At 42.7% G+C, this 14019-nt stretch carries 19 protein-coding genes and 1 tRNA gene; 9 read left to right on the top strand and 11 right to left on the bottom strand.

Annotated elements, in window-relative coordinates:
* Window positions 1–7: 7 nt before the first annotated feature.
* A complete protein-coding gene (locus CHH48_RS04235) occupies window positions 8–469 on the bottom strand; it encodes an endolytic transglycosylase MltG (protein ID WP_095218053.1) in 462 nt (153 codons plus the stop codon).
* Entirely contained in the window at window positions 466–816 is a 351-nt protein-coding gene (locus tag CHH48_RS04230; protein WP_095218052.1) for a helix-turn-helix domain-containing protein, read from the bottom strand. The genes CHH48_RS04235 and CHH48_RS04230 overlap by 4 nt, the downstream gene beginning before the upstream one ends.
* 194 nt (window positions 817–1010) lie before the next feature.
* Here CHH48_RS04230 and rpmG point away from each other — a divergent pair, with 194 nt between their 5' ends.
* From rpmG to CHH48_RS04210, 4 genes are all read left to right on the top strand, one after another.
* Window positions 1011–1160 (top strand): 50S ribosomal protein L33, encoded by a 150-nt coding sequence (gene rpmG, locus CHH48_RS04225; protein ID WP_038561326.1) that lies wholly within the window; start codon window positions 1011–1013, stop codon window positions 1158–1160.
* 65 nt (window positions 1161–1225) lie between these two features.
* Window positions 1226–1783, top strand: coding sequence for a 5-formyltetrahydrofolate cyclo-ligase (locus CHH48_RS04220; RefSeq protein WP_095218051.1), 558 nt, complete (start codon window positions 1226–1228; stop codon window positions 1781–1783).
* 63 nt (window positions 1784–1846) lie between these two features.
* Complete coding sequence (locus tag CHH48_RS04215; RefSeq protein ID WP_095218050.1) at window positions 1847–2035, top strand: hypothetical protein; 189 nt, start codon at window positions 1847–1849, stop codon at window positions 2033–2035.
* Between the two features lie 55 nt (window positions 2036–2090).
* Entirely contained in the window at window positions 2091–3623 is a 1533-nt protein-coding gene (locus tag CHH48_RS04210) for a rhomboid family intramembrane serine protease (RefSeq protein ID WP_095218049.1), read from the top strand.
* Here CHH48_RS04210 and CHH48_RS04205 read toward each other — a convergent pair.
* Window positions 3617–4444: a hypothetical protein gene (locus CHH48_RS04205; protein ID WP_095218048.1), complete on the bottom strand. Its 828-nt coding sequence runs from the start codon at window positions 4442–4444 to the stop codon at window positions 3617–3619. The genes CHH48_RS04210 and CHH48_RS04205 overlap by 7 nt on opposite strands.
* Before the next feature lie 80 nt (window positions 4445–4524).
* Here CHH48_RS04205 and CHH48_RS04200 point away from each other — a divergent pair, with 80 nt between their 5' ends.
* From CHH48_RS04200 to CHH48_RS04180, 5 genes are all read left to right on the top strand, one after another.
* Entirely contained in the window at window positions 4525–5562 is a 1038-nt protein-coding gene (locus CHH48_RS04200; RefSeq protein ID WP_095218047.1) for a M42 family metallopeptidase, read from the top strand.
* Window positions 5563–5701: 139 nt separating this feature from the next.
* Entirely contained in the window at window positions 5702–5923 is a 222-nt protein-coding gene (locus tag CHH48_RS04195) for a YqgQ family protein (protein WP_095218046.1), read from the top strand.
* The gene (locus tag CHH48_RS04190; protein WP_095218045.1) at window positions 5916–6893 is read left to right on the top strand and encodes an ROK family glucokinase; all 978 of its coding nucleotides are present in this window, start codon (window positions 5916–5918) and stop codon (window positions 6891–6893) included. Before CHH48_RS04195 ends, CHH48_RS04190 begins: the two co-directional genes overlap by 8 nt.
* Before the next feature lie 81 nt (window positions 6894–6974).
* Window positions 6975–8909, top strand: coding sequence for an LTA synthase family protein (locus CHH48_RS04185; protein WP_245840301.1), 1935 nt, complete (start codon window positions 6975–6977; stop codon window positions 8907–8909).
* A gap of 343 nt (window positions 8910–9252) precedes the next feature.
* Window positions 9253–9873: an MBL fold metallo-hydrolase gene (locus CHH48_RS04180; RefSeq protein WP_245840300.1), complete on the top strand. Its 621-nt coding sequence runs from the start codon at window positions 9253–9255 to the stop codon at window positions 9871–9873.
* Window positions 9874–9907: 34 nt separating this feature from the next.
* On the opposite strand, the gene CHH48_RS04175 is transcribed toward CHH48_RS04180, so the two are convergent.
* From CHH48_RS04175 to comGA, 8 genes are all read right to left on the bottom strand, one after another.
* A tRNA-Gln gene (locus tag CHH48_RS04175) sits at window positions 9908–9978 on the bottom strand.
* A 42-nt stretch (window positions 9979–10020) separates the two neighbouring features.
* The gene (locus CHH48_RS04170) at window positions 10021–10386 is read right to left on the bottom strand and encodes a hypothetical protein (RefSeq protein ID WP_095218044.1); all 366 of its coding nucleotides are present in this window, start codon (window positions 10384–10386) and stop codon (window positions 10021–10023) included.
* Window positions 10361–10771: a competence type IV pilus minor pilin ComGF gene (gene comGF / locus CHH48_RS04165; RefSeq protein WP_095218043.1), complete on the bottom strand. Its 411-nt coding sequence runs from the start codon at window positions 10769–10771 to the stop codon at window positions 10361–10363. The genes CHH48_RS04170 and comGF overlap by 26 nt, the downstream gene beginning before the upstream one ends.
* The gene (locus CHH48_RS04160; protein WP_095218042.1) at window positions 10755–11078 is read right to left on the bottom strand and encodes a hypothetical protein; all 324 of its coding nucleotides are present in this window, start codon (window positions 11076–11078) and stop codon (window positions 10755–10757) included. The genes comGF and CHH48_RS04160 overlap by 17 nt, the downstream gene beginning before the upstream one ends.
* Window positions 11062–11502, bottom strand: a complete 441-nt coding sequence (locus tag CHH48_RS04155; RefSeq protein WP_095218041.1) for a type II secretion system protein — start codon at window positions 11500–11502, stop codon at window positions 11062–11064. The genes CHH48_RS04160 and CHH48_RS04155 overlap by 17 nt, the downstream gene beginning before the upstream one ends.
* Window positions 11486–11797, bottom strand: coding sequence for a competence type IV pilus major pilin ComGC (gene comGC, locus CHH48_RS04150; RefSeq protein WP_095218040.1), 312 nt, complete (start codon window positions 11795–11797; stop codon window positions 11486–11488). The genes CHH48_RS04155 and comGC overlap by 17 nt, the downstream gene beginning before the upstream one ends.
* 14 nt (window positions 11798–11811) lie before the next feature.
* Complete coding sequence (locus CHH48_RS04145) at window positions 11812–12753, bottom strand: type II secretion system F family protein (RefSeq protein ID WP_245840299.1); 942 nt, start codon at window positions 12751–12753, stop codon at window positions 11812–11814.
* Between the two features lies 1 nt (window position 12754).
* A complete protein-coding gene (gene comGA / locus CHH48_RS19745) occupies window positions 12755–13831 on the bottom strand; it encodes a competence type IV pilus ATPase ComGA (RefSeq protein ID WP_245840298.1) in 1077 nt (358 codons plus the stop codon).
* Window positions 13832–14019: the final 188 nt, after the last annotated feature.

Here is a 14019-nt window from a genome sequence, read left to right as displayed (position 1 = left end):
CTGCTTCTTATTTTGTCATTAATTTAGCAATGTCTTCGTACTTCATATCTGAACTCACATGATAGGTACCGACTTGCAGAGATTCACTTGCTTCTGTAATATCCAAATACGTACGGAATGCGGATGCATCCTCGATGATATCTGCTTTTTCAAGTGCAGATGCTACCTCTTCGCTAGTCATGCCAGTCTCTAGCTTAAGAGTAAATGCTTTTTGCTCCTCTTTTTTAGGTTTTTCTGGAACCTTCTGCTGTGCGTCTTTTAGCTCATCATAGTCTTGATTAGATAAAACATGATAGTCGTTTTCTTCAAGCTCTTTTTGCATTTCGTCTATACTAGGTTTTTCAGTTTTGACTGCCGCTGAAGCTGTTGCTGTTTCTTCAGTCTTCGGAGTACCTGTAAAATAAAAGGTCAGCATACAAGCACCAGCTAACAGAAGAGCTGTTGCGAATCCTTGGATTACCTGCTTCATAGCTGAACTCCTGCTTGTTTGGCGATTCGGTATACATCATCTTCAGCCAGGCTTGTCTGCTTGGCAATTTCCTTGATGGAATATCCTTGCTGTTGCAGCTTTAGAATCTGCTGGAAGATGGCAGGTTTCTGTGATGTCTTATTAGGTTTTGGCTCATGCTGTACAGTTGGCAGCAGCTCTTCTTCGAGAATTTTGACTTTCTTGTTCAACGTATATGTTTCTTGCATAGTCGAAAGGGTCAATTGTTCAATCTGTTGATCCATTTGTTTGAATTTATCTTGCATGAAGAAAGAGAAAATCCATAATATGATACCAGCTGTAAGAAAGGTGATAGAAGCAATTAACATGTTAGTATAAACCTCCTACTTATTGCTAACCTAGTTATACCATACCAAGCAGCTACCGGATATATAGTTTTCGACATTTTTTGAAATAGTTATTGATAACGGTTGATTACCTTAGATAAGTCTGCTATTATTAGATGGTCTGAAGATCGTTAAGTTTTCATACACTTATTTAAGATTGTTGGGAGGGATTATACATGCGTGTAAACATTACTCTCGCCTGCACAGAAACAGGAGATCGTAACTACATTACAACAAAAAATAAGCGTAAACATCCAGAACGCATGGAGCTTAGAAAATATAGCCCACGCTTGAAAAAGTATACGCTGCACCGCGAAACAAAATAAGTTCGACCAAAAAAACTCCCCTTCAATTAGTGGGAGTTTTTTTACATATCAAGGAGGCGGAGCAAATGGAAGAAAAAGAAAAACTTCGACAGGAAGGGCTTCGTTTGCTGAAAGAAATGCCGCAAACGGATAAACTGCAAATCGAGCATCGGCTTGCGGAGCATCTTTTTGCTTCCTTCGTCTGGAAAGATGCAAAGAGCATCGGTCTTACGATGGCTCTCCCACATGAATGGGATACAACTAAGCTAATTCAGCAAGCTTGGCTCGAAAAGAAAAGAATATGTGTTCCGCTCACAATCGAGAATCGAGCTATGCAATTTTACCACATCGAAAGCTATAACCAATTGACGAACGGAGCATTCAGCATCAAAGAACCGATTGCCGATCGCTGCGAACCTGCTTCAAAGGATACCATTGATCTTATTATTGTTCCTGGCCTTCTTTTTGATATGTCGGGTTACAGGATTGGGTATGGCGGAGGATACTATGATCGCTATCTAACCGATTATCAAAATAAAACGTTGTCACTGGCTGGCAGACAACAGATTAAGCAGTCATTACCTGTAGGACCTTTAGATCTTCCAGTTGATCATCTTCTGACAGATGATGGATTTCTGTTTTAACCGAATAGGAGTATTCGGCTTCGGGTTAAACTAGGCTTATCCCGGAGGAAAGGAAGAGCGCCGATGTGGAAAACCCTCATCACAACGTTAACGTTGGCAGCAAGTGTCGTATTTTTGATACGGGAGCGGTATCGAGTGCTGAATGCACTTTTAGCCGTAACGGTTCTTCGCAAAGGTCTTATTCGGCTTTCAATGGGATTTGAGCCTCTGCGTTCCCGGATGCTGCCGATTTTATTTAAACGCTCAGTGTAAACTGGGCGTTTTTCCATGACTTTTTTGATAAACTGTAGGCAAGAGGGGGAGAGGTATGACCTACAACGAAGAAACGGCCTATTATAAGATGATCAATCGTTTGTTAGCCGTTCATGGTTTTACATTTGTGAGGGCCGAAGAAGATCTAAGTGTCTGTTGGCTCGAGAAGAAGCAGAATGGTATCACCCATGTTGTGAAACTAAATTATAGAACGTTTACTTGGGCAAACCATTTAAAACAGGATATCTTAAAAACAGCAAATCAAATACAGAACATGAGTAAAGGGTTATTCGCGAAAAAGACGCGCATCCATAATGTCTATTTCGGTGAACAGGAACCTGCGGATGAGTGGTCGAAGCTGAAGAAGCCGATGATCATCAAAAGCAAGCGTCCTATTCCGATGCAGCTCTATTATTTGGATGGGGACTCTTATGAAAAAGAATCGGAGAAGCTATTCCGCCATTTGAAGCTTGATGACAAAGTTACATTGACTTCAGCTGATGAACAAGAGCTGGAGTTGGAAAAGGGCAGACTCCGCAGCTTGCTTGTTCAGCAGCAGCAGGCAAATCAAGCTGTATTCCATCGTAAAAAACCGCTCCTTGTATATGGTCTTATCGGAATCTGCGTAGTGATGTTTCTATTGGAAACACTACTCGGTGGCTCGACTGATTCTACTGTACTTATTGAGCTCGGTGCAAAGTACAATCCATTAATTCTTGCAGAGAATGAATGGTGGCGAATTGTTTCTTCGATGTTTTTACATATCGGAGCACTGCATCTTCTGACAAATATGTTGTCGCTATACTATTTAGGTACATTGACAGAGCAAATATTTGGTCATCGTCGCTTCTTGCTCATCTACCTTTTAGGTGGGCTCATAGGCGGGCTGGCGAGCTTTGCTTTCTCAGATAATCCGAGTGCTGGAGCATCAGGTGCGATTTTCGGTCTGTTCGGAGCGCTGATTTATTTTGGCGTTGTTTATCCGAAGTTGTTCTGGCGAACGATTGGGAATGGTTTGATAGTTATTTTGCTTATTAACTTAGTGATCAGTTTCTCTGCTAGCCATGTGATTGATGTATTCGCGCATCTCGGCGGCTTGGCAGGAGGCTTCGCCAGTGCCTTGCTCGTCGGACTGCCTGGTAAGAGAAATACACGAGCGCGCATCGGCGGTACGCTATTGTCAATCGCACTTATTGCTGGTCTCATATGGTATGGCCTGACCGGATCTGTGAATGATACACTCCGTCACGTTCTTAAAGTGGAAGATGCAGTTAAGCAGAACGATTATTCTTCTGTTATTTCGGATTCAACGCTAGCTTTGGATGAAGGGGATTCTGTATATGAACCGATGCTCCTTTTTAATCGTGGTTTAGCTTACTACAAGACTGGAGACATTGAAAAAAGTGCACAGGACTATGAACGACTGGTGAAATTAACACCGGAGGATCATGCTGCTCATTATAATTTAGCGCTTGTCCTGCAGACAGAAGGCAAGAAAGAGGAAGCATTGAAGCATGCAAAGAGAGCTGTTGAGCTTGCGCCGGATGAAAGTCAGTATGAACAGCTTCAGCAGAAGCTTTCTCAATAATATTGCAGCAGCTCTCTGTGCTGTCCTGTCTCATCCTGATAGAGGACACGCAGATGCTTTCCAGATTTATCAAACAGCAAAAGCGGGATATACGTAACTGCTGTGCCTTTTTCCACTGCTGGACCGATCGGCAATATATAATTTCGATACAGACCTTCCCATAGACGACTGATGATTTCCTGTCTTTTCTTATCTTCCGTAAGACCTGAGATTCCCGTTAAGTCCGCAGTCGGAAGAGCTGTAAGCGGTATTTCTGTATACTGACCGGCTGGGATGGATAATTGCTGTTTCGCGTCGGTCCAGACTTGCTGCAGTGTCCGGCTCGTCTCTGTTTTTGCTATCTGCCGGGACTGCATCTCTTTTTCATTTTTAGGAAAGGAAAAAAGTTCGTATGCATCAGACGTGTAGGATCGAACACCGGACAGCTTGAATGAACTGGTAATTTGGCTCTTGTGCAGTTCAGCGAAATGAAAAGAAACTGCATCCAGCTGTTTATTCGGCTGAAGAATATGCGTTTTCTCCTGCGTAAGGCGGCTTGCAGGATGCAGCCATTTATTCATGACCCCGACCAATCTGCCATTTTCGTACAATAGTCCAACGTCCTGACGTAAGTACGCTTCGGTGTCGAGTGCGCTAGTCAGACGCCACTGTATGCGACGGAAATCCACCTTTTTCATTGAGGTAGATGTATCGGTAAAAGCTGCAGAGCCATCAAGCGGGAAATGCTGAATCACAGGCTGTGGCTGCTGCATGCGTATAATGTAAGTGGAGCACAGTACGATGGAAAAGAAGATACAGGAAATTATAAGCCATTTTCGCATAAGTTTTCCTCCTCATTGGACAAACTCTCGCTTATTGATACTATGTAATAGACCGATATGTTATGAAAGAGGGGATACGAATGCAGCAAATTGATCGAATATCAGAAACGTTGGAAAATCTAGTGCATATACCAAGTCCTTCAGGTTATACGGAACAGGCAATAGACTTTTGCCGCAGTGTTGCTGATTCACTTGGATACAATACAAAGGTTACGAATAAAGGCAGCCTGCTTATTACGGTACCAGGTGAAAATACAGCTCACCATCGCCTGCTGACTGCGCATGTTGACACACTGGGAGCAATGGTAAGAGGAATAAAAGCAGATGGAACATTGTCCTTAGCTATGATCGGCGGTTTCCGATGGAACAGTGTCGAAGGGGAATATTGTACGATACATAGCAAAGATAATGCCTTCACTGGCACAATTCTTATGCATCAAACATCTGTCCATGTTTATAAGGATGCTGGAGAAGCAAAGCGTGACGAGAAAAATATTGAGGTCCGAATCGATGAACAGACAACGTCTCGTGACGAAACAGAAGCACTCGGTATTCGTGTTGGAGATTTTGTGTCATTCGATCCTCGTTTTGTCCGTACCGATTCAGGTTTCATTAAATCACGGCATTTGGATGATAAAGCAAGTGTTGCTATCCTGCTTGAACTTCTTCGGGGTCTAAAGGAAGACAACCAACAGCTGCCATACACCACTCATATGTTAATTTCGAATAATGAGGAAATCGGTTTTGGAGGAAATTCGAGTATACCGTCGGAGGTAGTGGAATATATTGCAGTCGATATGGGGGCAATCGGGGACGGGCAAGCTACTACAGAATATGATGTATCTATCTGTGTAAAAGATTCGAGCGGACCTTACCATTATGTTTTAAGAGAACAGCTTGCTGAGCTCGCTCAATCCAATGGTCTGCCATATAAGCTGGATATCTACCCATATTACGGATCGGATGCATCCGCTGCGATTCGTGCAGGATACGATATACGTCATGGTCTGATCGGTCCGGGTATTGCTGCATCACACGCCTTTGAACGCACACATGAAAGTGCTTTGACAGCTACGTATGCGTTGTTAAATGCTTATTTGAAAAGCGATATGTTTTAATTGTAAAGAAATACCCTGAAGTCAATCAACTTTAGGGTATTTTTTTTACATTAAGGCATATTGTTAAGAAGGTGTGAACGTAGTCTTAAATCATTTTCAATTTTAGGTGAAGGTTGTTATAATAACTTAGGTGATGTGTATGAAAACGGTTTATGATGTAATGCAGCTATTGAAGACGTACGGTATTTTCGTATACATCGGAGACCGTAAGCTTGATCTGACGATGATGCTGGAAGAGCTGCGGGAGCTGTATGACAATAACCTATTGTCTTTAGAGGAATATGGACAAGCAAATTTGATTCTTAGAAAAGAGATAAGTGCTTTATCGGATAGTCGAGAAGGAGCGGGAAACAATGAGTAAGGATGGATTATTGGTCGGTGTCGATATCGGCGGCACAACAATTAAGCTCGCCATCATCGATGAAACGAGCGAAATAGTGGAAAAATGGGAGATCAAGACGGATAAATACGAGCAAGGTCTGCACATACCGAAACAGATTTGGGAAACAATCCAAGCAAAGCTCAAAGAACGTGACATTGCAAAGGAAAGAATACAAGGCATCGGTGTCGGAGCGCCGGGATTCGTAGTCCCGAGCAATGGTGTTATCGCTGAAGCAGTAAATGTTGGCTGGCGCGACTTCCCTCTTTCTGCCGAGCTTGGTGTACTATCTGGCTTGCCTGTTTTCATCGATAATGACGCTAACCTAGCTGCGCTCGGCGAAGTGTGGAAAGGTGCAGGAGCACAGCAGGGTAATATCATTGCCATTACACTAGGTACCGGCGTAGGAGCGGGTATCATTGCAAATGGTCATATCGTGAATGGAATTAATGGTACGGCAGGAGAAATCGGCCATGTCACAGTCGAAGAGAATGGCGCACCGTGCAATTGCGGGCGAAAAGGCTGCTTGGAGACAATTTCTTCTGCTACTGGTATCAGCAGGCTGGCAACAGAAGCGGCCACTGTGCATCCAGAGAGCGGTCTTGGCCAACGATTTGCAGAAAACGGTCGCGTTTCTTCCAAGGATGTTTTCGAACTGGCAGCAGAAAATGATGCTGTAGCTCAAAAAATTGTGGATAGAGCAACTAGTATCTTGGCAAAAACCTTAGCAAATGCGGCTATCCTTACCAACCCGTCCCGGATCATTATCGGGGGAGGCGTATCCAAAGCAGGGGATGCTTTGATGAAACCTATCAAGGAAGCGTTCAAGAAAAATGCTCTGCCGCGTACAACATACGAATGTGAAATCGTGCTGGCTCAGCTCGGCAATGATGCAGGTGTCTATGGTGCTGCTTACTTAGTCAAACAGCACCTGGAAGAGAGCGTCAACTAAATAAAGAAATGCGTGCATGGCAGCAGCGCAAGTTGCTGCCATCTGTTTTACGCTTGGTTCTATTATGAGGAGGATTTTTACTTGAAACGAACATTCACTGCACCATTATATATTTTGGCGACAGTTTTGTTTGGACTGAAGACGTATATCATTTATCGCTTCCTATTCAATATCAGTTTGGATAATGCGATGCAGGAGTTCATACTGCTGCTGAATCCGTTTGTCAGTGCCTTTTTGGCTTTTGGTCTTAGCGTTTTATTCTCACGTAAATGGCAGATGCGGTATATCCGCTTCATCAGTCTCGTGGGTTCTATCATCTTGTACATCAACTTAATTTTTTACCGTCACTTCAGTGATTTTCTTACAGTGCCGGTCCTCATGCAAGGAAGCAATGCCGCAGATCTTGGCGGCAGTGTACTCAGCCTCATTTATCCACAGGACATTCTGCTGGTCTTGGATTTGGCTATCATCTGGTTCCTCAGCTACCGTTATAAAGAAAAAATGACGGTTGACTACGTTCGCAGAAAGAAAGTATCAACAATGGCGGCTATCGCTGCTGTTGTAGTAATAAACATCGGACTTGCGGAAGTAGAACGCCCGCAGTTGTTTACACGCGGATTCGACCGGGAATATCTGGTCAAGAATATTGGTTTGTTCAACTTCCATGTATATGATGCTGTCATGCAATCAAAGACGGAAGCGCAGCGCGTGTTTGCTGACGGAAATGAACTTCCTGAGATCCTTTCTTATGTAAATGAAGAAGTGGAAACAGAAAAATCAGCTAAATTCGGGCAGGCAGAAGGAAAGAATGTCATCTTCATCTCTCTTGAATCCATGCAGAGCTTCCTGATCAATAATGAATTGAACGGGGAAGAGGTCACACCATTCCTCAATAGCTTGACAGAGGACAAAGATACGTATTACTTCGAGAACTTTTATCATCAGACGGAACAGGGAAAAACCTCTGATTCTGAATTCTTAGTTGAAAATTCCATATATCCGCTACCCCGGGGAGCAGTATTTTTCACCCACGGTCAGAATGAATACAACGGAACACCTGAAATCTTAGGTCAGAGCGATTACACAACTGCTGTATTCCATTCGAACAACTCCAGCTTCTGGAACCGTGATGTCATGTATGACAGCCTTGGCTATGACACTTTCTATGATGAAAACAGCTATGACGTCATCGCTGAAGGAGAAGATCAAAATACTGTCGGATGGGGCTTGATGGATAAACCATTCTTCGAGCAGTCGATTCCATATCTTCAGGAGATGGATAAGCCGTATTATTCGAAGTTCATCACCTTGACGAACCACCATCCGTTTGATTTGCCGGAAGAAGAAGCGACGATTGATCAGTTCGACTCCAATTCCCAGACACTAAATAAGTATTTCCAAACAGCCCGCTACACAGACGAAGCAGTACAGCAATTCTTTGAGCAGCTGAAGGAATCTGGTGAATATGAAGATAGCATCATCGTGATGATGGGAGATCATTATGGTATCAGTGAATATCATAATAAAGCGATGAGCCAATACTTGGGCAAAGATATTACACCATACCAGCAAGTACAAAACCAGCGTGTTCCGTTCTTCATCCATATTCCTGGTGATGGAAACGGGCAGGTAATGGAACAAGTGGCTGGTCAGATTGACGTGAAGCCGACCATCCTGAGTCTGTTGGGAGTCGAAGCTGAACATGACATCCAATTCGGTAATGATGTGTTTGCAGAAGATCGCAAAGACTTTACTGCCCTGCGAAATGGAGATTTCATCAGTGATGAGTATCTGTTCACCAATGATATGTGCTACGACAGGCTGACGGGTGAACCAGCTGAAGATATGGAAGGAGAAGAAGCAGAGATATCCGGTGAGACTGGTGAACAGATTGAAAGTGTTTGCGAACCGATTCAGGAACAAGTAACAAAAGAACTGAATTACTCTGATCGGATTATCTATGGCGACTTGCTCCGGTTCTATGATTTCCAAGAAGGTAAGGAAAAAGCAAGTTAACAAAAAGGATCGCTGTTTCTGCAGCGATCCTTTTTACAATGAATTAGAATAAGTTCACAATGGAAAAAAACGTAATGATAATTACAGAAATAAATGTAAAGATCGCCTGTTTCACTTGTCTTTTTTTGCATTCGGAAATAAGTGTGCAAACACAAAGAAATGCAATAAAAAACAAGATGATGGAAAGAATCACTTGCTGGTCCTCCTATGAGCAAAATAGTTGGTTTCCTGCTATACTTGTGATAGAGGATGCTTGACAATACCTTCTATATAGTAGTACACACATATACGCTTGTCGAGCCTATTTTTAAAGCATTCATCAGGAAGGAGCAGATGAGTAAAAGTGAAAATACATACATTAGGTCTTGGACCAATGGGAACAAATTGTTACATACTGGAATCAAAGAATGACTGTCTGATTGTCGACCCTGGCGGTGATAGTGTCAAATTAATCGAATGGATCAAGCAAAAAGAGCTTCGACCGCAGGCAATCCTGCTGACTCATGCGCATTTCGATCATATCGGTGCTGTGGATGATGCGCGAGATATTTATCATATTCCTGTTTATTTGCATGAAGAAGAAGCCGATTGGCTGGGCGACCCGGGAAAGAATGGTTCAAAGATGTTTCCAGTCAAACAGATAACAGCAAGGGATGCAGACGAGAATCTAAAGCCAGGTAATATGAAGCTAGGTCATTTTGAATTTGAAGTACGTCATACACCAGGACATTCTCCAGGAAGTGTGTCTCTCATCTTCCACAAAGAAAAGTATGTCATCGTTGGAGATGCGTTGTTCCAGCGAGGCATCGGGAGAACGGATTTGTATCGCGGAGATTTACCGACGTTGATGCAAAGTATCACAGATCAATTATTGACGCTGCCTGACTTCTATGAAGTATATCCAGGTCATGGTCCAGAAACAACGATAGGGGAAGAGCAAGCGAAGAATCCTTTCCTAATATAAAAGAAGATCCCGCCTGCATGGCGGGATCTTTTTACTGGGCTAGCTGGATTCGAACCAACGATAACGGGACCAAAACCCGCTGCCTTACCGCTTGGCTATAGCCCATCGTACATAGACTATTTTGCACGAGATTGTTCATCTTATACATCAAGAAGGATATTTCTTATAATAAATAATCGGTTCCAGACTTTCATCTGCTTGTATTTCGTATCGTACAAGTATATGTTGCTCTTCTTTAGTGATCGTTATATCTGCCTTCATAGCTTTGTTATGGATTGTAAAGGTTTTATCATCAACTGAATTTAGATTCGGAAGATAGTGTTTTTCTACTGTCTTGAATGCGATTGATGCAGCTTGCTCTAATTTGTACTGTTCGAACAGCAGGTTAGTTGATTGTACTTTTGTTTGAAGAAGCAAGCTGCCAGAAGTGAGTAAGAGGAGAAAGAAAGCTGTCAGGAACAAGAGGAATGGATGAAGGAATCCTTGTTCATTCCATATCAATCCGTTTTTCATATGACGATCCCTCTTTTCCTTTGATAGTTATAACTATCGAGCTGCCATCCTGAATAATTTTTAAATCTTCGATATGGTGCAGGTAGATTTCATGTCCTTTCGCATCAACTTGTCGTCGAATCATATCTTTGTATTGCTCAAAAACAGCTGTTCGACCTTGCTGATCCTGGATGTAAAGCTTATCTTTCACAGTATATACAGAACCGCCTTTGTGCACTTCCATAGAAATGAAATGCAATGCTTGCCTAACAGACACTGCTTCTGATTTTGTGTCTTGAGTCAAAGGATCCAATAGGGGAGGAACTGAAGCGAGGATCAGCATCAATACGCCTAATGCAAGTACTGCTTCAAGAAGCGTGAAGCCTTTATTATTCGAGATACCCATATAAGCAGCGTCTCTCCTCTCGCCCTTCTCCTCTTATTTCGATGCAGCCTTTTTTAAGACCATCCTCGATACCGAATCTTATTGCAATAGACAGCTTATCATCTTTAAATTCTTGATTCTTTGGTGTGGATTTTGCCAGTTCATTTTGCAGCAGACTGTAATAAACTGTCCGTTTTTCCTGGATATAATGTTCCTTTTTCACATCAATCCATAACGGCAGCAGCAGCGTACATAGAAGCAGGAACATAGCGAAACTGAACAAAGCCTCGAGCAGGAGAAAACCATCCTGATTATCTGCTGTCTTCATAGCGGCCTCTTCCTTTGCCAAGTGGAAATACTAGCCTATCTGTTCCAGCGGGTGTGCGGATAGTGAAATTACCCGGTGCTAGTGCTGTACCTGTTTGATTGAAACCGAAGGACATTGCGTTTGGATAAATCTTGATCGTATATCCTTCTGGAATCTCCTGGACTAAAAGAACCTTCTTCAGTCTGCTTGAAGAGATCTGATATTTATCATTCTCTAGATAGAGCTTAGCTGACCTGTCAAATTGCGTATATTGCTGCAAATAGAGCAGGTCTTGTTCCAGCTGCTTTTTGAATTGTTTTGCTTCTGCTTCCACTAGTAAGTGAGAATATACACCTGTACCGATGCTAATCAGTAAAGAAGCAATACCTAGTACAAGTATCAATTCAAGCAAACTAAAGCCTTTTTCTTTATGACCCTGATGCATTTGTCAAAGAAACCTCGCCTCCAGGACTAAGTACCAAGGAACGCTTACCACCCTGACATGTTGTTTCTGTTAAATAGCCGTCTTGGAGCTGCGCAATAGAGGTTGGAGCTGTGCCGTTGTCTATCTTATATGTTTGTACTTGGCTTTCAGCTAATTTTAATAGTGCGTCACAGCCCTGTGTTTGGACCCGGTCATTCTTATCAGCTAGATTAGGTACAACAAGAATCATCAGCACCGATATAACAAGCAAGACGATAAGCATTTCAATTAAAGTGAATCCTTTTTCATTTCGCATCTGATTACCTCTTTCTATAATGTATGGACCATTTGGAACATTGGAAGAAGCAAAGATAGATAGACAATGATGATGCACAAGGCCATGATACAGAGCAAAATAGGCTGAAGCAGATAAAGAAAAGATTTTGTCCGGTCTTCCATTTTAGTCGTCATGATCTCCGCATACATCAGCAAATCCTCCGATTGTGATGACACATCATTTTCTTTCATCAAAATACTTTGAAGCTGGGCATCAAGCAGTGGGAAACTAGGCAGACATTCATCCAATGAATAGCCTGAGGATAGCTGAGATAGTAAGATACTGCTGTATAACTGAAGCATGTCGTGATATTTCTGTTTGGACAAGAGCTGGAGACTTTCATACAGTGAAAGCCCAGCCGAAAGAAGATTACCAAGCTGAATGGCAAACTGAAAACTTGTCCTTGTACGGGCTACAGTACGAATAACAGGTATGCGCTCCAAGTAATAGCGTTTCTTTGTTGAGGGCCAGCGTTTTTTGAAATATCCCTGGAGAAAATATAGACTGATACCAATAACACCAAGAAGTAAACTGGCATACAAAAGAAAGTTCACCAGATTGGAGAAAAAGTGGAGAAGGTTTGCAGAGTCTGCAGAATATGCAAATAGAGATAGAAATGAAGGATAGACGTACAGCTTCACAAACAGTAGCAGTAGCAGAATACTGAATAGAAGAAAGATGGGGTAACGGGTGACTTTTTTGAACTTGGCAAGCTGCTGCATTTGTTTCTGCATAGTTGTGTAGCTTCTTGCTAATGCATCTTCCAAGTTTCCGTCATGATGTGCCACATAAAAATGGATGACGATTATTGGTGAAAAATGAGCGTGTGAAAAGGCCTCGTCCAGCCTTAAACCTTGCCGCAGACCTTCCTGTAATTTTTGGGTTGCCCCTTGCCATTGCGGTTGCCAGTGAAGGAAGTCCAGCGATCGAGCCATATCATATCCTTGTGTTCTGAGTCGATGAAGCTGCTGGAGGAAAAGCATCTGCTGTTCCATAGACAGCAGTTTGTCTTCCTTTTTGAACCTGATAATTTTCTTTCGTGATAAAGCCATATGCATAAGCTTTCCTCCTAAGTTTCGCGAATGTCAGGAAAGACGTTTTGTTAGCTTTCAGCAGGCGGCTGATTTGCGCAGAGTCGACCAGCTCCATAATGGCGGCTCGTGTTGGGTGGGGCTTTGTAATAGGAAGAAGTTCCAGCGAAGCGACACCAATTAACGTATGCTGCAAGTCAGCTATAGGAATTCCCATTTCCTTTAAGCGGTGAATGGCACCTGCTGCATTTTTAGCGTGCAAAGTACTGATGACAAGATGTCCAGTCCTTGCTGTTTCAAAGGCAAAGCTGGCTGTGGATTCATCGCGGATTTCTCCAATCATCAGCACATCTGGGTCATGTCGCAGTGCTGCTTTCAAACCTGCTTGATATGTTAGACCGGCCTTCTCATTCACTTGCACCTGCAGCATGTTCTCCATTCTTTTTTCAATCGGATCCTCTAATGTGATAGCCTGGCAAGCTTTTATACGCAATAAATCCTGCAGGATGCTATACATAGTAGTGGTTTTCCCGCTGCCTGTCGGACCTGTAAACAAAAGAATTCCTGTACTTTCCATCAAAAGCTGACGTAGTAAAGTTATTTGGAATGGAAACAAAAACAGCTGGTCGAGCAAGGGGGCTTCACTTTGGGGAAGTATACGGATTGCCAAACTTTCTGTTTGCTTGAGCGGCAAAGTTGAGAGACGAAGAGAGTATTGCTTTTGTCCTTGGTACGAAAACGGCATAGCCCCATCCTGAGGTTTTTGCATTTCTCCGATATCCATGCCACTGACGAATTTATAGTATGCTATCAGCTTGCGAAAGCTCGGAGTCGATAAGCGGCTATGGAGGATACGTTTTCCATGTATCCGTATAAATACGCTAGTCTCGTCTTCTTCCGGCGTAAAATGAATGTCAGAAGCCTGCTGTTGTATCGCTTCTTCCATCAAACTTGCAGCAAAAACGGAAGGGCTATCCAGCATTTACATCACCTCCTTTGCAGTTACAATACTATAAGTTCCTGACAGCAGTCATACTGCGAAAATAGAGGAATCAGCAGTGAATGAGCGTGCAAAAATGATTTTTTCCCAATAAAGTAGCTTTCTTAACACAGGTTGTATGGAAAGAAATGAAATTGGCTACGCTACAAGTAAAAGTAAGAGGGGGCAAT

Origin of the sequence: Terribacillus saccharophilus (assembly GCF_002272075.1) — a bacterium.
Lineage (GTDB): Bacteria > Bacillota > Bacilli > Bacillales > Amphibacillaceae > Terribacillus > Terribacillus saccharophilus_A.
This window is presented reverse-complemented; position numbering and strand designations above follow the sequence as displayed.